The following is an 18,165-nucleotide window of genomic DNA, read 5'->3' as shown; positions in this document are numbered from 1 at the left end:
TTTAGAAACCTTTACCTGTCAGTAACATCTGCAATCCCGCTTTAAAATGGGGCCATACCAAATTCAGATCCACTCCGCTTTGCTCTTCAATGCAGACAACCGGAGTTTTTTTGTCGATCCAGCCAAACTGTCCCAAACTGCCTGGAGTGGGATAGCCAATATCTTCCCGGTGTTCGTACCCGGTGCCTGTTGCCAGGATCTCGGCAGCTTTTTTTCCGGGTTCGCCGGTATAAACAACGCAAGGCTCCCATGAATGGAAGTGTACTATGAGATGTGGCTTTTCGTCCTCAATGAGTTTTACCAAAGCCTGTACTTCAGGCTCGCTTCCGGGCGAAGGGCCGGGATAGTATCTGGGAGCTTTGGCTTCGGGGCTCCAATCGCTGCTTGGAAAGTTGCGATTCAAATCCACTCCAGAGCCATTGGTTCTTTGATTCTGTGCCGAACCATCTGGATTTATATTGGGAATTAGAATCCATGGACGAATGTTTTCGCCTTGGGAGGTTTCATTTTCCTTAAGCCATTGCAGCAGTTCCTGCGCCAGACGCACCCCTTCGGGTTCGTCGCCATGAACGCCGCCAATGAAAAGTATGGGCCTTTCAGAAAAGCCACTTAAGCTGTGTGATTTTTTATACAGCTCGATACTTGTTCCCAAAGCGGACTTGGCCCAAGAAGATTGATGAAAAATTCTTTGTTGCATGCGATAATTAAGCCTGTTTTTTTAACGGAAGAAAAGCATTTAAAAGGAAGATTCTGAATGTCAGCAAATGCCACTAATAATACTACCGACAAGTTGACTGTGATTGCCCTGGCCGCTGGTAAGGGGACGCGTATGAAATCGCCTCTTCCAAAAGTTCTTCACCCGGTGGCGGGTCGCCCTATGATTGAAAAAGTAATCCTTGCTTCCAAAGGGGCGGGAGCGACGGAAGTCCGCGTGATTGTTGGACATGGTCAAAACCTGGTCCGTCAAGTGGTAGAGCCGATGGGTGTTTCTTGTTACGCGCAGGATGAGCAATTGGGTACTGCCCATGCGGTTCGTTGTGCGAAACCTGAAACTATCGAAGGCGATGTTGTTATCATGAATGGTGACCATCCTTTGATCGAGTCCACTGATATCAAAGAATTCCTGCGCATCTTCCGTGATGAAAAATGTGATCTGGCGGTGGTAACAGCGGAATTGAAAGTTCCAGGGGAGTTCGGTCGCATCGTGCGCAACCGTGGCGAACTTGTGGCAATCGTCGAAGCGAAAGACGCTTCTGCGGAAGCTTTGAAAATTCGCGAGATCAACACAGGCATTTATATCGCCAAAGCTTCGGTGCTGGCGGAATACCTTCCTCAAATTAAAAATAACAATGCGAAAAAAGAATTCTATATCACGGACCTGATCTCTTTGTGCATCCAGGACAAATTGAAAGTTCAAGCCATCAAGTCCACTCCGAAAGTGGCAGTGGGTGTGAACAATCAGGTGGAGTTGGCAAAAGCGACTCGCTTGTTGTTCAAAAGAAAAGCCCTGCGTTTGATGGAAGAGGGCGTGTTGATGATTGATCCGCGCACAGCTTATATCGAAGAAAGCGTGCAAATCGGCCCCGGCACAGTCGTGTATCCCAATGTCTTTATCCGTGGTCGTTCCAAAATCGGTTCATTCAGCGTGATTGAGTCCAACTCGTTCATTTCTGATTCGGACATCGGGGACAGCGTTCAGGTGCGCGGCGGAACTTATTTGGAAAGCTCCAAGCTTCATAACAAAGTTTCCGTGGGTCCATATGCACGATTGCGTCCTGAAACAGAGATCTGCGAAGAAGCCCATGTGGGGAACTTCGTGGAAATGAAGAAAACGAAATTTGGTAAGAAGTCCAAAGCAGGTCACTTGACGTACTTGGGCGATGCTGAAATCGGTGAAGAAGTGAACGTGGGTTGCGGAACTATAACTTGCAACTACGCCGCTGATAAAAAGAAATATAAAACCAAAATCGGTGATCGTGTTTTTGTGGGCAGTGATACGCAGTTTGTGGCTCCAATTGAAGTTGGTCCTGACGCTGTTATTGGCTCCGGATCCACCATCACTAAGAATGTGCCTGCCAATGCGTTGGCTGTGGCGCGCGGTAAACAGTTTATCAAAGAGAACTACGTGGCGAAGGCCCCTGTGGTTGAAACTGAAACCGAGAACCAGTAGTTAAATTGAGTATTGAAAGTTAATAGGTGAATTATGTGCGGAATCGTCGGTTACTTGGGGCCTCAAAGCCCAAAAGACATTATCATCAGCGGCCTTAAGAAACTGGAATATCGTGGTTATGACAGTGCTGGTATCGCCATCTTGGATAAAGGTGCGACAAAGCGTGTTCGTGCTCAGGGGAAATTGAAAAACCTTGAAGAGAAACTCGTGGGTGAAAAATTCGATGGCCACCTGGGAATCGGTCACACTCGTTGGGCGACTCACGGTAAGCCGTCAGAGCGCAATGCCCATCCTCACCAAGTTCGCGGCATCAACCTGGTTCACAATGGTATCATCGAAAACTACCTTGATATCCGCGAAGAGCTTTTGGCTCAAGGTGCAGAGATCACTTCAGACACAGACTCTGAATTGGTTGCTCACTTGATCGCGAATGAAATCGAAATCACAAATGACTTGTACAAAGCTGTTGAAAGCACTTTGACGAAACTTCGTGGTGCGTTCTCGATCCTGGTTATGTGGGATAAAGAACCGGATCATTTGATCGCCTTTAAAGACGGTCCACCATTGGTTGTGGGCTTGGGTAAGGACGAAGTGTTCGTAGCTTCTGACGTTCAAGCGTTGATCCAATACACAAAAACTTTCGTGTACCTGGATGACCGCGAGATCGCAAATATCAAAGGTAGCAAGGTTGAGTTCTTCTCTGCAAACGGTTTCCCAATCCAAAAGAAATCCGTGGAGCTTAACTGGAACCCTGAGATGGTCGAAAAACAAGGCTATGCTCACTACATGCTTAAAGAAATCTACGAGCAACCACGTGCTGTGGCTGCGGCGATCGAACCACACGTCAATACGGAAGCCTTCACTGTGGCTTTGAAAAACGTGGGCTTCGGTGGTCAATCTGTTCAAAAGTTGGAAGAACTGGATTCGAAAACAGACTGGGCAAAAACTCAGGAAGTTTTCAAAGGTATCGAACGTGTGTTTATCATCGCTTGCGGAACTAGTTTCTATGCGGGCCTTGTTGGTAAATACTTGATCGAACAGTTGGCGCGCATCCCGGTTGAAGTGGATGTGGCGAGTGAATTCCGTTACCGCAATCCGGTAATCCCGCCGAAAACTTTGGTGATGACGATCTCTCAATCGGGTGAGACGGCAGATACATTGGCAGCGATCCGTATGTCTAAAGAAGCGGGCGCGACGACAATGAGTATCTGTAACGTGCGCAACTCAACAATCGATCGTGAAGCTCACGGTCATTTGTATATGAACTCGGGTCCAGAGATCGGTGTGGCTTCCACCAAAGCCTTCACCTCCACACTTGCCGTGTTGAACTGCGTAGCAGTGGCAATGGCTCGCAGCCGTGGTGTGATGGAAGCCAAAGAAGAAAAAGAACTTGTTCAAAGCTTGCTGGCGACTCCGGCACAAATGGAAAGCGTCTTGGTTTACGATAAGTACTTTGACGAAGCAGCAGCTAAGTTGAAGCTTTTCCGTGGCTTCTTGTATATGGGCCGTGGAACCAGCTATCCAATCGCGATGGAAGGTGCTTTAAAGCTGAAAGAACTGGCTTACATGCACGCAGAAGGATATGCCGCTGGTGAAATGAAGCACGGACCGTTGGCGTTGATTGATGAGCGTATGGCGATCGTTATGGTGGCTCCGACGGATCACTGGTATGAAAAAACAATCAGCAATCTTGAGGAAGCCCGTGCCCGCGGTGGAAAAATTATTTCCATCGGTACAGGTGAAAACGAGAAGCTGCGTGGAATCAGTGAATACTATTTGGCAATGCCAAAAGCGCACTGGACAACGAATACAATCCTGTCCGTGATTCCATTGCAATTGATGAGTTACCATTTGGCTTCAAGCCTGGGTTACGATGTCGATCAGCCGCGAAATCTGGCGAAATCGGTAACTGTTGAATAGAATTTGAAAAGTTATAACGTTATAGATAAAAAACCCGCGATCACCTCGCGGGTTTTTTATTTTGGCGTGGCCGCCATAAAGTTGTTTCGTGGCGATTCTCTGCCAGAAGTGGCCCGTTTGAGTGCTGCAAGAACTAAAAGAAATCCCACCAAGTTCGTCGCAAAGTGAAAGTTCATAAAGTAGGCCCATTCCTCGCGCAAGGCATAGACATCACTGCTGACGATGCGATCAACGGAAAAGCTGCGAAAGATCGTATTAATGCGATAGTGACCCAGGTAGGACAGAAATGCCTCCTGCAGAACACATAGAAACGCCCCAAGGACGAAATAGAAGTCCACCATTCGATAGCGTTGGCGCCAAAGTATCAACCAACTGCCGATGGACGTTCCCATCACCAGGTAGGTTAGAAAAACATTCTGATCAAATGCCGACTTATCAAAACGGAAAAACTCCATGGAGATGGCCGGTGGGATTTCTTTTAGGGCAGGAGCGAAACACAAAGAAAAGAAGCACGTAAAACCCGCAAACAACCCGGTCGATAAGACCGAAGTGAAATAGATGATTTTGCGAGTGAAGATTCGGATGGTCATCAAAAAACATTAACAATATTTTTTGACTTTAAGGAGTTACATTTAGCCAGCGGACATTAAGCTGTAGAAAGACTTAACTCGTTCCACAAACTCAACAGTTTCATAGCCACGAGCATAACCGTATTCAAGTTTCTCTGTGTAATCAGGGTCCGCAAGAAGTGGCAAAACCTCTTTCATGTGGCGCCAGGAATAGGGATCGCGTCCCATGCTTTCTGCCAGTTTTTGAGCATCACGCAAGTGCGCATATCCAACATTGTAAGCAGCCAAAGCCAAAGCCAGACGATCCTTTTTATTCATGGAGCGTGGCATTTTATCCAGAAGGTAGCGAAGATACTTGGAGCCACCCCAAATGCTTTGGAATGGATCGGTGCGATCATCGATACCGACATGCTCAGCTGTGTCTGTCGTCAATTGCATCAAACCACGCACGCCAGTGAAACTGCGAGCGTCTGCATTCCAATGTGACTCTTGATAAGCAACAGAGGCGATCAGCTGCCACGGCAGTCCGTGTTCAACACCAGCTTCTTTGAAGGCTTGTCGATAAGTTGGCAGGATTTCTTCGATCTTTTGGAAGAAGCGGGAGATGTCGGCTTTGTCCAACTGATTCAAAGTTGTTTTATAGCGGTCCATGATGCGCATGATACTGTCAGCACGGGAAGCTGATTGATACCAGGCTTGCATCAGACGGGCTAGATCCTGGCTGTCAGGAGTGAGCAACCAACTGAGGGCGTAAGCATCCGTGATTGTGGTGATTTTTTCTATGTTCTTATGGAAACGAACATAGAAGTCACCACTGACGTTTTCGGTGATCACGCAGTCATATTTTTTGTTGTTCAGTTTTGAAAGAAGGTCTTGAGTGCGTTCCCCATTGATCAGTTGAATCTGTGTTGTCGGGGAGAGCTGGGTCAGTCTTTGCGAGAAACCCGCGTAATTGTCTTTGTGAAGAATGCCGACCGATTTGCCGGCCAAGTCTTGGATATTTTGAATTTGGGAACGACGCTGGCAATACAAACTCAAGGCCGTGTCTTCGTAGGCGGGGCCGTTTAAAAAGGCCGAACGATTCTCTGGAGTTCTTAATCGTGCGGCAGCCACATCGCCTTGTCCCTGGGCCAGAGCTGTTAAAACCTCGCTCTCGTCTTTAAGAACCTTGAATTTAACTTTGAGGCCGTAGTGCTTGGCGAAGTTCTGCATAAGATCGTAATCAATGCCGCTGATCTCGCCGCGATTATTCTTACTATATATAAGAGGATTCTTGGTGGTCAGAACGGTGATCTCGCCGCGGCTTTGGACCTTGCTTAAACTGTCTTGTTCGTCCCAGTAGATAGCATCACAACCGTTCATAAAGAACGTCATGGCTGCCAATCCGCTGACAACAAAGAACTGGTTTAATTTCTGTCGAAATCTTAAATTCTTACCCATAGTGCTCGGGCTGAGTACCTGATGGCGCAGTGCTTGCGCAAGCAATAAGCACCCGGATTGTGGTATTAAATGTGAAAGATTGCCGTTTTTTGCGTCATTTCAGAAAAAAATTCAGTATCCCCAATGCCTTGATGCGAGCGGAAAACAACGCGGCAATCCCTCAGTTTTCTAATGCGACGCAATCATTTGACAGTTTTTCCCGCCCATTCGATGCTTGCAAACGTTCTTTTGAGGGGATTTTTTCGTGTCTGAATTTTCGTATATTGTGACCCGTGGTTGGATTGAAGTGATTGTTGGTTCTATGTTTAGCGGGAAAACCGAAGAGCTGATCCGTCGTTTGCGTCGTGCCGAGTTTGCACGTCTGCAGGTTCAGGTTTTTAAGCCGGTTATCGACAAGCGCTATAATGAAATGGCGGTGACCTCCCACAACTTTACGACGATGGATTCTCAACCCGTTGAGGACGCCGAACAAATTTGGGATCATTTGAAGCCAGACACTAAAGTGGTTGGTATCGATGAAGGGCAGTTTTTCTCTGGCAACCTGGTTCAGGTGGCTCAGGATCTGGCCGAGCGCGGTTTGCGCGTGATTATCGCAGGTTTGGACACCGACTGGCAGGCGAAGCCTTTTGAGCCGATGCCGACTTTGATGGCTATTGCTGAAAACGTCACCAAGCAACATGCCGTGTGTGTTGTTTGCGGGGCTCCGGCTTGCAGAACCCAGCGCACTGCGGGTGGGGATGGTCAGGTGCAAGTGGGGACTCACGAAGCCTATGAGGCCCGTTGCCGTTTTCACTTTAAACCGGTAGTGGACATTCCCACATTGGACTGGAAGCTGCAAAAGGTGGAAATTTATACGGAAGCCTCCGTATAGATTGCCTCTATTATATAGATTAGCTAAGAAGGGCTCATGAAAAACATGATAGCCCTTCTTTTCGTTTTGGCGCCAATGACCTCTTATGCAATCACCTGGAAGGTGGTGGGCTCTTGTTCAGAAACCCCGCTTTATCAAGGTACCGCGACAGTGGATCTGAAAAAGTCCGTTGGTGATAATACAATTCAGATTTTTGATGCAAATAATGTGAACTACATGGGCGTGGCAGAAGGTATCAGCTCGGTGAATGATTCACCGGTGGGCTTGGATGCTGTCGAAGTTGTTTCAGACACTTTGATGCGCGCTTATGGCTGGTGCTATTCAGTCAATGGCGAGATTCCACTGGCAATGCCTCACAAGGTGAAATTCAATTCTCAAAACGATGAGCTGATTTGGTTTCATGCGTATTCAACGAATGACAAAAATCAATGGGTTGATATGTGCGTTCCAGGACTTAACATCAAGCCTGAGATGTTCTGCAAAAAATAGATTAAGTAAAGCAGCTTAAATTAAAAAGCCGAACCCAGAAGGTTCGGCTTTTGTTATTTCCAAGTCTGCATTGCAGATCGGGCGATTTCGATTTGTTTCTTTTTGCGAATCTCTTTGTCTCGCTCTTTTTCTGCCAGAGGTGGCAGCAGGGCGAAATTGATATTCGTCGGTTGGAAGTGCTCGGCGCGGGTTTCATCGGTGATCGCTTCCAGCAAAGATCCAAAGGCAGATGAGCGAGGCGGTGGATTGAAGGTTTCGTCTTTCAATTTTTGATTGATGAAACGAGCGACCATCAAGCCTACGCAAGTGGATTCAAAGTAACCTTCGACACCGGTGATTTGTCCGGCGAAAAACAACCACGGGTCGTTCTTGCTGGAAAGATCCTTGTTCAAACGTTTCGGAGAGTTGATGAACAGGTTTCTGTGAATGGAGCCCAGCTTCAGGAATTCCGCGTTTTCAAGTCCTGGAATCATACGGAAGACACGAACCTGATCTGCATAGGCCATGCGCGTTTGGAAGCCCACCATGTTGTAGGCCGTGGCTTCTTTGTTGTCCTGGCGAAGTTGCACGACAGCCCAAGGGTAGCGGTTGGTACGAGGATCATCCAAGCCGATGGGTTTCATTGGACCAAAGCGCAATGTTTGCGGTCCGCGATCCACCATCACTTCAATGGGCATGCAGCCTTCAAAGAATTCCGTTTTTTCAAAATCCTTGGGTTCAATTTTTTTTGCGTCAGTCACAGCCTGGATGAAGTTGTTGTATTCCTCTTTGTTCATCGGGCAGTTGTAGTAATCGTTGGTGCCTTTGCCCCAACGGTCTGCCTTCCAGGCGATTTCTGTGTTGATGGACTCCGCATCGATGATCGGTGCGATCGCATCAAAGAAATACAGGAACTCATCGCCGAAATGTTTGCGCATGTCTTCAGCCAATTCATCATGAGTCAATGGACCGGTGGCGATGACTGCCGGTCTGGGAATATCACTCAAAGACTTGATGACATCATTGCGGATTTCAATGTTGGGATGGCTTTTGACTTTGTCTGTGACCAATTGAGAGAAGACCTCGCGGTCCATGCCCAAAGCCTGTCCTGCGGGGACGGCGGCTTCCTTGGCGATTTTCAGGATGTGAGAACCCAGCAATTCGGCTTCCCATTTAAGTTGACCCGGAGCCGAGACCTCGTTCAATGTCCCAAAGGAGTTTGAGCAAACCAGCTCTGCAAACTTGTTCGTTTTGTGCGCTGGTGTCATGGTTTTATCGCGCATCTCGAAAAGAACGACCTTATAGCCCATGTCCGCAAGCTGCAATGCGCATTCAGAGCCCGCGAGCCCCGCGCCAACGACAGTAATTTTTTGATTTTGCGTGAAATTGGTCATCTTTTTGGTATTCCTTTGCTAACTTACGGGAAAATATGAATTCAAACGATCCAAACCACCCTAAAAATAAAAAGCGCAAGCTCACTCTGGGATCCGAAGTCCTACAGAGTCTTTTTGAAAATGGCAAGTCGCCATTGTCAGAACAGTTCATGCGTTGGAAATTATGGGCAAAATGGGAAGAGGTTGTGGGTCCCACCATTGCAAAAAATGCAGAGCCCGTGGGCTTTCAGCGTGGTGTTTTGTATGTGTGGGTTCGTAACTCCTCGTGGATGCAGCAGATGATCTTTTTGAAGGATCAGATTCGCAATACCATCAACGAGAAATTTGAGAATAACTTTGTTCGCTATATCAAATTCACTTTGGATCGCCATGAAGTTCCTCAGGACGATCAGACGGGCATCAAGGAGATGATTCAGAGACTGGCTCCGAATTCGGAGGACTAGCCAGTTCGGCTGTCAGTGTTTGAGTTGTTGCTTCAATCCACTTTTTAAATTTTAAAAGATTCACGTATGCACCACGGAAGCTGCAATGACCTGTGGAAGCATCGGTCTGACCTTCCGGAGCGATTGTTTTACTGGCCACGCCCATAACATAATACTTGGAGTTGTGGATGAAAAACGCGGGACCACCGGAATCCCCCTGACAGAATCCTCTTCCAGTGGACTGATCCACCATGAATCTGTTTTCAGCAAATTCATAAAATGAAATTTTCAAAATCACCACGCGCAATGTACCCAGGCCATCCTTCAAGGTTGAACCGGGGGCAGCAGCAACGACATCCGTGTTTTTGCCGTAACCCGCTGCGATCAAGTCCAGAGTGGCCAATTCCACTTTCATGTCAGGGTTGGGGATGGACACCGTGATGATGTTCTCAGGAAGATCTTCACTTAAGACAGCCAAAGCCAAGTCAGCAGTGGGGTCGGTCTGGTACTCATCGATAATGACAGCTTTCAATACGGGGATCGTCGTGACCGTTACCCCGGTATTCAACTCAATATAACTTTGATTTTCGGCGTTGATACAATGAGCAGCCGTTAAAACCACTCTGCGGGTCAAAGCGGCAGCGGTACATTGAGTAACGACGACATTTTGACTGCCGACTTGAGTATCCAAGGGCTTAACAAGAGATTTGAACGAAATCACCGTCCGGGAAATTTCACTTCCTGGCTCAACATCGATACCACCGATGATGGATGTGTTTGAAGTATTCTTTGCCTCAGTGGTCGCGGTGTTTTTATTGGCAGCAGCCCCGGTTTGGGCGGCGTCGAATCCACCATCCTGACAGGCAGCTAAAAATAGAAATGCGAAAAAGAGCGTTAGTTTTTTCATTCAACGCCGCCTTTCTTGCCAGTGACTTCCTGAACAACGCGAGTCCACAAGTCAGTCAGGATGTCTTCGTGTTTTTCCTTTAGGAAATCGTCACCTTTATCGACCAGGACTGCGAACACCACAGCAAGGGCGATGCGAGTGTAGTGACGATTGATTTGCTCATAGGCACGGAACAGTTCCTGGTGTGATTGATATTTCTTTTGAATTTCGTGACCCTCTTTGGAGTTAAGGCCGCGCAGTAATAGAACAGTCATATCATCCGTGGCGATTTTTAAATAAGCTTCAGGCAGGAAGATTGGCAAGCGACCATTGATCAAGCCAATTGTTCCCAGAACAGCGGAGGTTTGGTTTGTAAAAGCAGCTCTGTTGAAAGTTCTGATTTTGGAAATCAATGTGGAATGATCCAGCAGAATTCCGCTTTCACGGAAATAGTTCTCGATGCCAATATGGGTGATACGTTCGCCCACAATACGCGCCAGTTCCTGAGTGGATCTTTCCTTGGAGTTCATTTTCCAATAGTCCGAAAGCTTGTACCGTTGACCTTCCTCTTCGCGATAGATTTTTTCGACGATATAAAGAATGTCTTTGGAGGAAAGGCCGTCGTAGTCGCTGTAGAGTCGAACTGATTTTGTCAGAGCTCTTTCCATTGCAGTATCATAGTAGGGAGCGCGTTCATCGCGCACGGTGGATGCGAAGACATCGTCGCAGGTGACGATCTTACCGTAGGCCGAAAGTGACGAAATCAAAGGGATAATGAAAGCCATAGCCAAGCGGAGGCCTGTGTCTAGTTTTAAGACACTATGACAGCGCACGCGGTTCTTAGGGGTCCCAGCTGGCATATATTCCTCCTGACGACATTAAGTGTACGACAGGAGATTAAAATGCAATTGAGAGACCGGGGCTCTATTCTTCTTTTTCGATGGATGTGCGTAGCAGGCTCTTCACGTTGTTTTTGCGTTGAGTACCGCCGAGCAATGCCTTCAGCTGATTGTGAATACTAGGATCATTAATAAGAGCGCCCAGAGTGCCCTCACCGCGATCCACCTTGGAGACGATCGCATCCAATTTATTGATTGTATTGGTCAGCTTCTCGCCGCTGTGGCCGTCATTCAGTTTTTTCATAAGGCCGGAAGCCTCGCCGCTGACGCGGCTTAGGTTCGCGGACGTCGACTCAAAGTTCGCCATGATTTTACCCAGGCGGTTTTCATCGTTCATGGCTTTTGTGATCTTGTACATCTCATTGATGACATCAAATAGTTTCCCTGCTTCGCCACCGCGTTCTGAAATTACGCCGATCAGATCTGTGGGCTTGGCGATTTCCAGGATGGCTCCATCCTGGATTTCCGGATTTCTTGGGTCACCCGGAATAATGAATACAAACTTGTCGCCCAATGCGCCTTGAGTGCGGATTTCCACCTGAGAACCTTCACGGATGCGGGAGGTGTAGGTCTTGTCGACTCTCATGACCACATCCAAAGTGTTCTTTTCAGACAGGAAATTTATTTTTTGAACGTTACCGATTGTCACACCTGAAAGAGAAACGACACTGCCCTCTGCCAGGCCCTGAACCTGATCAAAGTGGGCGTGAATATTCACGTAGGACTTGAAAATGGACTTTTCGCCGCCAATAAAGAAGATCGAACCCAGAATTATCACGACACCTATCGCGATAAAGATTCCGACTTTGACTTGAGTGCTGTTTGAAGATTCCATTACGCGCTTTCTCCGTTGATAAATTCTGTCATGGCGCCACTCGGCTCTTTTTTAAGTGTATCGATCGTGTATTGCTCGCTGATGCGGCCATTTTGCAGAAGAGCGACTTTGTCGCAAACCGCATACACCGTCGGCATATCGTGAGTGACTAAAATAGAGGTCATCCCTTTGGCTTTCAGGCTCAAAATAGATTCCTGGATTTTCTTTGTATTGTAGGGATCCAAACCAGCTGTGGGCTCGTCGTAGAGAACGACCTGGGGATGAATCATCATCGCACGGGCCAGTCCCACACGTTTTTGCATACCACCGGAAAGACTGCCTGGGTAAAGCTTTTCAGTTCCCGGAGCCAGGCCAAATTCCTCCAGCTGGGCTTTGATTTGTGCAGCAACTTCTTTTTCCGAGAATTTAAAATGTTCGCGGAGAGGATATGCCAGGTTTTCATAGACTGTCATTGAGTCAAACAAGGCGCCGCCTTGAAAGGCGTAAGCCACTTTCTTGCGAATCTCGATAAGTTCGGATTCCTTCATTCCACCGATTTCAACACCGTCCACAATCACCTGGCCCTTGTCAGGTTTCTCCAACCCCACTAAAGTGCGCAGCAGAACGGATTTTCCAGTACCAGATCCACCGATCAGTCCCAGGCATTCGCCTTTGCGAACATAAAAGCTCACACCTTGGTGAACTTTCTTTTCCTCAAAGGATTTATGGAAATCGACGACTTCAATAAAGGCTTGTGGTTTTTGTGTCATAGAAGTCCTTCCACAATCCAGAAAAGTTTCGAAAGAAAGAAGTCACCGATCAAAATCAAGATCGAGGACACAACTACGGCTTTTGTGGTGGCAATGCCGACCTCTTTGGTGCCGTTCTTAACATTCAATCCAAAGTAGCAAGCCGGGATTGAGATGAATAACGAGAAGAAGAAGGTCTTGCCAAATCCAGAGATGTAATCGCCGACAGAGGATGTTGATAGAACTTTCAGAAGATAAAAGCCTGGATCCAGTTTAAGTTCCACGGCACCAATGAACAGGCCGCCGGCATTGGCAACCACGTTGGTCACAGCGCACAGGATGGGCAACGTGATCAGGCAGGCCAGGACTCTTGGTATAACGATTTTGCGAATAGGGGAGGTGCCTAAGGCGCGAATCGCATCCACCTGTTGGGTAACGACCATCGAGCCGATTTCACTGGCGATGCCGGCCCCTACACGGGCTGCCAACATCAGACTGGTGAACATGGGGCCCATTTCACGAAGGATGGTCACTGCCAGAAGCTTTGGCACATACATTTTGCCGCCAAACTTTTCCAGTCCCAGACCAAATTGCAAAGACATGACGGCTCCGATAGTCACCGCAGTCACCACAATCAAGGGAGCCGAACGAATACCGACCTGATAGATTTGTTCGCCTAAGAGACGCCAATAAATTTTCGTACCGACCAGCTCGCGCCAGATGTCGCGACTCAATAGACCGATGCCACCCAGAAAGTGGAAGATCTCGATCGTAAAATTAGTTAATGGCAAAAGCGCTTGTAGCATCTAGGGAGCCTTGAACTCTGCTTTGAATTTTTCGAAAACGGGAAATTCTGAATTGAACTGCTTTTCCACGCCGCCGTAGCTCAAAGTGTAGTTGCAGCCGTTCTTTTTAAAGACAACCAGGGCCAATGCCACTGGAACTCCATCAACGGTCCCTGCAGAAACTGATTGGCGGGCTTCGCGACCATTATAGGTCGTGGTTTCTTGTTTCAGGATCTCAAGTTTGTTGATGGCGCTCAGGGATTCTGTTTCCAGGGTTTGCAAGCTTGGATCCGCATTGCTGCCGCATTCAGATAAGTACGAGATCGTGTTGCCGGTTTTGGCGCTCTGCCAAGCACGATCCACATTTTTGGTTTTAAAAGTTTTGAATGGTGAACCTGGTTCAGAGAACTCCACGTCCTTTGCTGGCTTGGATTTTCCGGATGGAAGTTCCACGGAGACGCAGCTGCTTAAAAGAATACTCAAGATGATGTATTTATAGTGGTTTCTCATATCGTCTATCTATCGGAGTTTTGTGTTGTAAAGTTAGTCGTTCCAAATCAAATCAAGACCAAAGTCCCTGTCATTGGTTTGTCAGGCCTGACAATAAATCTATGAAACATTTTGCCCATCTTGAACATATTTGCCAATAGACGTTTGCAAGGCTGGCACTGTATGTGCAAAAGCACAATGCAGGGAAAAGGGGTTCGAGGAGTGAACACTTTGCGCAACGTAATTTTGGCAGGATGCCTTTGCTTTGGTCTAGTGGCCAATGCAGCAAATAATAAGGTCAATGGCTTCATCAACTTCCAGGGCGATACTGTGCACTTGGAACTGTTGGGACAGCAGAATTGGGACTATGACGTGAAACGTCTGGATGACAAAGGCCAGACTATCGTCCGTATGACAGTGCCAGCGTTGGATGACGCCACTATTAAATCCTTAAATACATTCAAAAGCGATATGGTGACTAAAGTTTCTGTCGATGCTCAGGGCACTGATGGAAAGTCAGTCATTTCTTTTGTGCTCTCCGGTGAAAGTATCGAGACCTTTGACTATCTGACGGACCAACCTTCCCGGTTGATCATGGATTTCTACTTGAATCCAAATATGGTCAAAGCAGCCAAAAAATCCGCTCCAAAAAAATCAGAACCAGTGGTTAAAGAGGAATCCTCTAAGGTCGCAAAATCAGAAGCAAAAGCAAAAACTGATCGCAAGCCGGCAACCACAGATGTTCTTGCCATTAATAATGCAGGATCCGTGGTGGCACAAGCGGATCAAATTCAAGCTGGTATCTTTGATGGTGGGGATCCTAACTACGAAAGATTCTCGATCAAACCTTATGACATTAAGGAAGATTCGATCATCCGCGCCAAAGACAACTACTATATTACGTTTCCTATGCTGGAGACTCCGGTTGCTCAGTGGGAAAAACTGAAAGTCACACCGACAATCTACGAAATCATTCCTAAACAGACGGACGAAAACAAACAGGCTCGTTTGCTTTTGACGTTGTTCGAAAAAGAACGTTATGGCGTCTTTTTGAAAACAAGAAACTGGTTCCGCGAAAAATATCCAAACTCAGAATACAACGAGATCGTTGATTACATGACGGGCGACGTGAATCTGGCTTTGTATAATAACAGCGGCAAAATCGAATTTTTCGATGAGGCGATTCAAAAATATAAGGAAGCCATCGAAAAATTTCCAAAATCGCCTCTGGCGGAAAGAACTTCACTTAAAATCGGTTACCTGACATTGGATCGTGGCGACAATCTTGCGGCTTTGCGTTTGTTCAATGAACATATCGCCAACAAAAATTTTGGCGGCAAAGAATCCGTTTCCAAAGACCTGGCTCGCATGGGCATGGGGTTGGCATACTCCCGAATCAGCAAATGGGACGATGCTGTTGCGCAGTTTGATGAAATCGAAAAGAATTCCACAAGTCGTGATTTGAAAGTTGAAGCGGCCTACCGTCGCGGTGATGTCTGGGTTCGCGCTAAAAACTATGCAAAGTCCGTTGAGGATTACAAAAATGCATTGAAGAAATATCCAGAGGGACAAGGCGCTTATCCAAGTGCGTTTTACAATCAGGCTGAATCCATGTTCGGCATGAAGCAGTATCCTCAAAGTTTGGATATGTACCGTGAATTCGTAAAAAAGTTTCCATCCAGTGATCACGCGCCTTATGCGATGACTCGACTGGGTGAGCTTTTGGATATTCTGGGCGCGGATAAATCCCGTGTGATGGGAGCATACCTGGAAACATATTTCCGTTATGGTGAAACTCCAAGTGCTGTGATTGCCCGCCTTCGCTTGCTAAGTGCACGCATGAAAGGCATGAAGCCGAAGGAAACCGCAAATGCCGTGAAAGAAATCATGGAGCTTGCGAAAAAAGTGGATCTGCCAAAAATGGAACAATTCGCTACGGTGATGGTGGCTGATGGCTACTCCCAGCGTGGTGAATTTGATAAGTCCATTAACCTTCTGGCGAAGTACTACCAGGAGCATCCGGGAACAGTGGATGTGCCATTGCTTACGGGACGAATTATCAGCAACATCAACGCCAAGCTGGATGACCAGGTTGAAAAAGGTGATTTCATTGGGGCGCTGAAAACGCACAGTGAATTTTCTGACAACTGGTTGAAGAATTCCAACCGTCTGGATACCAAGTACAATGTCGGTCGTGCATTCGAGATGGCGGGAACGCCAACTGAATCTGCGCGCTACTATAAAGAAGTTTTGAATCGCATCTATGCCTTGGCGGGCACACCGGAAGCGAAGGAAATCAAAGTGAAGGAGCAGGTTCCTTCTGTTGAGGAGTTGAATCTTCGTTTGGCGGCGGTTTCGGAAGCTGAACATAAATACAATCAAGCCTACGAGTACCTTAAGAATATCAAGAATCCGGAAAAGCTGACTGAGACTGAGCAAATTGAGCGCGTTGGTGTGGCGGTACGCCTGTTGGAAAGACGTGGCGACACAGATTCAGCCATTCGCTATTTGGGTGAATTGCTAAGAACGTGGAAAGGCCAGCCGGAGCTTGTTGCAGATCCTTACTTGAAACTTGCGGAGTTGCAGCTGAAGCAGGGCAAAAAAGATGACGCCCTTGAGGCTTTGGGCATGATTGATAAGTTGATGACGGATTCCAAAAAAGTTTCACCTGTGGTGCATGCAAAAGCACTTGAGATGATCGGCAATATTCAATTGGAGAACGGACAAAAAGACAAAGCCATCTCCGCTTTTAGCAATTTGCTGGAGCAGTACGAGGACAAGCGTCCCCTTTCATCGATCCGATACAAGTTAGGTCAAATTTATTTCAATCGCGGTGATGTTCAAAAGGCAGCTGAGGTTTGGAATGATTTTAAAGGTCAAAAAAGTGGATTCTGGAAGAATCTGGCTCAGGAGCAGTTAAAGAACTCTGAGTGGCGTGACGGTTATAAGAAGTACATTCAAAGAATTCCGGCAATGGCAGCGGATAAGCAGGACAGTAATTAGGAGCAGGGACGAAGATGTCGTATTTTGATTTTGATGCTTTAAACATCGAAGACCGAAAAATGAATGAAGCTAAACAATTGGGGATGCAACTTGCGGCGACGCAGGCAAGTCTGCTGGTTGTCGGAGAAGCCGGCGTAGGCAAAACAAGTTTTGCTCGCTATATATTTTCCAAAAGCCGTTCAAATAAATTGCAGGTTCTTGAATGCAAGAATTCCGGTGGTTTCAATTTTGAAAAAGTTGATGGCGGAACATTGCTGATTGAGGATTTGGATTGCGCATCATCGCATGTACAAGGGGAGCTGATGAAGCTTGCGGAAAGAAACGATGGCACTCGCCCGCGTTTCATTTCAACCTCACGCCGTGACCTGCGCGCGATGGTTAAGCAGGAGCAGTTCAGACAGGATCTGTTCTACAAGATTGCAGTGATTCATTTGGAAGTTCCGCGTCTGGAAGATCGCACTCAGGATTTCCAGGGAATTGTGAGCTTTATTTTGGAAGTAACACAGATCATGCATGGTCGTTCCGGTTTGAACTTCTCTGTGGATGCCTATGCAAGATTGAACTCCTGGAACTGGCCTGGAAATATTCGCGAGCTGGAAAACGTAATCGAGCGCGCGGTGGTATTGACCAAAGGCCAGACCATTGAAATGCAATCTATTCAATTTGAATCAGTAAAGGACGAATCGGCTGCAGATTTTGCACCGGGGATGTCCCTTTCTGCTGTCGAGAAGCGTCTGATTCTTCAGACCCTTGAGCTGACGGCACAGAACCGCACGCGTGCGGCGCAAATGCTTGGAATCAGTATCAGAACCTTGAGAAACAAACTCAACGAGTACAGGGAAGAAGGTGTCGCATGAGTGGTGATATTTTCGATAAAACGATAAACGGCCTCGCAACGTCAATGCGTATGAGGCAGCTCCGCAATAACATTACGTCTTCCAATATTGCGAATGCGGAGACTCCGGGCTATCACGCCAAAAAAATGGACTTCGAGGAGGCTTTGTCCCGCTCAATGAACATGGATGGCATGAATGCATTAAGCACCAGCGCCGGTGATCACTTTTCACTGGGTGGTGTTTCGGTAGCCAAGACTCGACCGGACATTTATGAAAATCCAGAGGGTGCAGTCAACAATGACGGCAATACTGTGGACCTGGAAAAGGAAATGTCGGCGTTGTCAGAGAATGCCATCATGTACAAAACCGCACTTCAGCTGATCAATAAGAAAATGGCAGCTTTGAAGTACGCGGCATCTGAAGGGCGCTAGGCGCACAGAGTGTAGGGCC

General features: G+C 47.2%; 18 protein-coding genes. 8 read left to right on the top strand and 10 right to left on the bottom strand.

Translation table 11 applies throughout. The features are described from left to right. Position 1 precedes the first annotated feature (1 nt). Complete coding sequence (locus tag ACLVWR_RS04375) at positions 2-697, bottom strand: M14 family murein peptide amidase A (protein WP_413582675.1); 696 nt, start codon at positions 695-697, stop codon at positions 2-4. 57 nt (positions 698-754) lie between these two features. On the opposite strand from ACLVWR_RS04375, the gene glmU reads away from it, so the two are divergent. Both glmU and glmS read left to right on the top strand, forming a co-directional pair. Then, complete coding sequence (gene glmU / locus ACLVWR_RS04370) at positions 755-2,170, top strand: bifunctional UDP-N-acetylglucosamine diphosphorylase/glucosamine-1-phosphate N-acetyltransferase GlmU (protein WP_413582674.1); 1,416 nt, start codon at positions 755-757, stop codon at positions 2,168-2,170. Positions 2,171-2,203: 33 nt separating this feature from the next. Beyond that, complete coding sequence (glmS, locus tag ACLVWR_RS04365; RefSeq protein ID WP_413582673.1) at positions 2,204-4,090, top strand: glutamine--fructose-6-phosphate transaminase (isomerizing); 1,887 nt, start codon at positions 2,204-2,206, stop codon at positions 4,088-4,090. Between the two features lie 56 nt (positions 4,091-4,146). Here the strand turns inward: glmS and ACLVWR_RS04360 are convergent, their stop codons facing one another. Both ACLVWR_RS04360 and mltF read right to left on the bottom strand, forming a co-directional pair. Further along, positions 4,147-4,680, bottom strand: coding sequence for a hypothetical protein (locus tag ACLVWR_RS04360; RefSeq protein ID WP_413582672.1), 534 nt, complete (start codon positions 4,678-4,680; stop codon positions 4,147-4,149). A 42-nt stretch (positions 4,681-4,722) separates the two neighbouring features. Beyond that, positions 4,723-6,099 (bottom strand): membrane-bound lytic murein transglycosylase MltF, encoded by a 1,377-nt coding sequence (mltF, locus tag ACLVWR_RS04355; protein ID WP_340597700.1) that lies wholly within the window; start codon positions 6,097-6,099, stop codon positions 4,723-4,725. Between the two features lie 244 nt (positions 6,100-6,343). Here mltF and ACLVWR_RS04350 point away from each other — a divergent pair, with 244 nt between their 5' ends. Together ACLVWR_RS04350 and ACLVWR_RS04345 are read left to right on the top strand one after the other, a co-directional pair. Continuing rightward, on the top strand, positions 6,344-6,970 hold the full coding sequence (locus ACLVWR_RS04350; RefSeq protein ID WP_413582671.1) for a thymidine kinase: 627 nt from the start codon (positions 6,344-6,346) through the stop codon (positions 6,968-6,970). 36 nt (positions 6,971-7,006) lie between these two features. Next, the gene (locus ACLVWR_RS04345; RefSeq protein WP_413582670.1) at positions 7,007-7,459 is read left to right on the top strand and encodes a DUF4430 domain-containing protein; all 453 of its coding nucleotides are present in this window, start codon (positions 7,007-7,009) and stop codon (positions 7,457-7,459) included. A gap of 53 nt (positions 7,460-7,512) precedes the next feature. Here the strand turns inward: ACLVWR_RS04345 and trmFO are convergent, their stop codons facing one another. Next, entirely contained in the window at positions 7,513-8,832 is a 1,320-nt protein-coding gene (trmFO, locus tag ACLVWR_RS04340) for a methylenetetrahydrofolate--tRNA-(uracil(54)-C(5))-methyltransferase (FADH(2)-oxidizing) TrmFO (RefSeq protein ID WP_413582669.1), read from the bottom strand. Between the two features lie 35 nt (positions 8,833-8,867). Here trmFO and ACLVWR_RS04335 point away from each other — a divergent pair, with 35 nt between their 5' ends. After that, positions 8,868-9,275, top strand: a complete 408-nt coding sequence (locus ACLVWR_RS04335) for a DUF721 domain-containing protein (RefSeq protein WP_340597696.1) — start codon at positions 8,868-8,870, stop codon at positions 9,273-9,275. Here ACLVWR_RS04335 and ACLVWR_RS04330 read toward each other — a convergent pair. The 6 genes from ACLVWR_RS04330 to ACLVWR_RS04305 form a co-directional block, all read right to left on the bottom strand. Continuing rightward, positions 9,232-10,161, bottom strand: coding sequence for a trypsin-like serine protease (locus tag ACLVWR_RS04330; protein ID WP_413582668.1), 930 nt, complete (start codon positions 10,159-10,161; stop codon positions 9,232-9,234). The two genes, ACLVWR_RS04335 and ACLVWR_RS04330, sit on opposite strands and share 44 nt — an antisense overlap. Then, positions 10,158-11,000 (bottom strand): hypothetical protein, encoded by an 843-nt coding sequence (locus ACLVWR_RS04325; protein WP_413582667.1) that lies wholly within the window; start codon positions 10,998-11,000, stop codon positions 10,158-10,160. The genes ACLVWR_RS04330 and ACLVWR_RS04325 overlap by 4 nt, the downstream gene beginning before the upstream one ends. 64 nt (positions 11,001-11,064) lie before the next feature. After that, positions 11,065-11,874: an MlaD family protein gene (locus ACLVWR_RS04320; protein WP_413582666.1), complete on the bottom strand. Its 810-nt coding sequence runs from the start codon at positions 11,872-11,874 to the stop codon at positions 11,065-11,067. Beyond that, a complete protein-coding gene (locus ACLVWR_RS04315; protein WP_413582665.1) occupies positions 11,874-12,623 on the bottom strand; it encodes an ABC transporter ATP-binding protein in 750 nt (249 codons plus the stop codon). The genes ACLVWR_RS04320 and ACLVWR_RS04315 overlap by 1 nt, the downstream gene beginning before the upstream one ends. Further along, the gene (locus ACLVWR_RS04310) at positions 12,620-13,408 is read right to left on the bottom strand and encodes an ABC transporter permease (protein WP_340597691.1); all 789 of its coding nucleotides are present in this window, start codon (positions 13,406-13,408) and stop codon (positions 12,620-12,622) included. The genes ACLVWR_RS04315 and ACLVWR_RS04310 overlap by 4 nt, the downstream gene beginning before the upstream one ends. Next, positions 13,409-13,897 (bottom strand): hypothetical protein, encoded by a 489-nt coding sequence (locus ACLVWR_RS04305; protein ID WP_413582664.1) that lies wholly within the window; start codon positions 13,895-13,897, stop codon positions 13,409-13,411. Positions 13,898-14,098: 201 nt separating this feature from the next. On the opposite strand from ACLVWR_RS04305, the gene ACLVWR_RS04300 reads away from it, so the two are divergent. From ACLVWR_RS04300 to flgB, 3 genes are read left to right on the top strand one after another with little or no spacing between them, the layout of a single operon-like run. Continuing rightward, the gene (locus ACLVWR_RS04300; protein ID WP_413582663.1) at positions 14,099-16,879 is read left to right on the top strand and encodes a tetratricopeptide repeat protein; all 2,781 of its coding nucleotides are present in this window, start codon (positions 14,099-14,101) and stop codon (positions 16,877-16,879) included. 14 nt (positions 16,880-16,893) lie between these two features. Beyond that, on the top strand, positions 16,894-17,736 hold the full coding sequence (locus ACLVWR_RS04295) for a sigma 54-interacting transcriptional regulator (RefSeq protein ID WP_413582662.1): 843 nt from the start codon (positions 16,894-16,896) through the stop codon (positions 17,734-17,736). Next, complete coding sequence (gene flgB, locus ACLVWR_RS04290) at positions 17,733-18,146, top strand: flagellar basal body rod protein FlgB (protein ID WP_413575969.1); 414 nt, start codon at positions 17,733-17,735, stop codon at positions 18,144-18,146. The genes ACLVWR_RS04295 and flgB overlap by 4 nt, the downstream gene beginning before the upstream one ends. Positions 18,147-18,165 lie beyond the last annotated feature (19 nt).

The organism is Bdellovibrio sp. HCB288, from assembly GCF_047305935.1.
Taxonomy (GTDB): Bacteria; Bdellovibrionota; Bdellovibrionia; order Bdellovibrionales; family Bdellovibrionaceae; genus Bdellovibrio.
This window is presented reverse-complemented; position numbering and strand designations above follow the sequence as displayed.

Excerpts from the sequence above, each read along its gene's own strand:
- ACLVWR_RS04375 (WP_413582675.1), bottom strand. The coding sequence starts at position 697 with ATGCAACAAAGAATTTTTCATCAATCTTCTTGGGCCAAGTCCGCTTTG.
- glmU (WP_413582674.1), top strand. The coding sequence starts at position 755 with ATGTCAGCAAATGCCACTAATAATACTACCGACAAGTTGACTGTGATT.
- glmS (WP_413582673.1), top strand. The coding sequence starts at position 2,204 with ATGTGCGGAATCGTCGGTTACTTGGGGCCTCAAAGCCCAAAAGACATT.
- ACLVWR_RS04360 (WP_413582672.1), bottom strand. The coding sequence starts at position 4,680 with ATGACCATCCGAATCTTCACTCGCAAAATCATCTATTTCACTTCGGTC.
- mltF (WP_340597700.1), bottom strand. The coding sequence starts at position 6,099 with ATGGGTAAGAATTTAAGATTTCGACAGAAATTAAACCAGTTCTTTGTT.
- ACLVWR_RS04345 (WP_413582670.1), top strand. The coding sequence starts at position 7,007 with ATGAAAAACATGATAGCCCTTCTTTTCGTTTTGGCGCCAATGACCTCT.
- trmFO (WP_413582669.1), bottom strand. The coding sequence starts at position 8,832 with ATGACCAATTTCACGCAAAATCAAAAAATTACTGTCGTTGGCGCGGGG.
- ACLVWR_RS04335 (WP_340597696.1), top strand. The coding sequence starts at position 8,868 with ATGAATTCAAACGATCCAAACCACCCTAAAAATAAAAAGCGCAAGCTC.
- ACLVWR_RS04330 (WP_413582668.1), bottom strand. The coding sequence starts at position 10,161 with ATGAAAAAACTAACGCTCTTTTTCGCATTTCTATTTTTAGCTGCCTGT.
- ACLVWR_RS04325 (WP_413582667.1), bottom strand. The coding sequence starts at position 11,000 with ATGCCAGCTGGGACCCCTAAGAACCGCGTGCGCTGTCATAGTGTCTTA.
- ACLVWR_RS04320 (WP_413582666.1), bottom strand. The coding sequence starts at position 11,874 with ATGGAATCTTCAAACAGCACTCAAGTCAAAGTCGGAATCTTTATCGCG.
- ACLVWR_RS04315 (WP_413582665.1), bottom strand. The coding sequence starts at position 12,623 with ATGACACAAAAACCACAAGCCTTTATTGAAGTCGTCGATTTCCATAAA.
- ACLVWR_RS04310 (WP_340597691.1), bottom strand. The coding sequence starts at position 13,408 with ATGCTACAAGCGCTTTTGCCATTAACTAATTTTACGATCGAGATCTTC.
- ACLVWR_RS04305 (WP_413582664.1), bottom strand. The coding sequence starts at position 13,897 with ATGAGAAACCACTATAAATACATCATCTTGAGTATTCTTTTAAGCAGC.
- ACLVWR_RS04295 (WP_413582662.1), top strand. The coding sequence starts at position 16,894 with ATGTCGTATTTTGATTTTGATGCTTTAAACATCGAAGACCGAAAAATG.
- flgB (WP_413575969.1), top strand. The coding sequence starts at position 17,733 with ATGAGTGGTGATATTTTCGATAAAACGATAAACGGCCTCGCAACGTCA.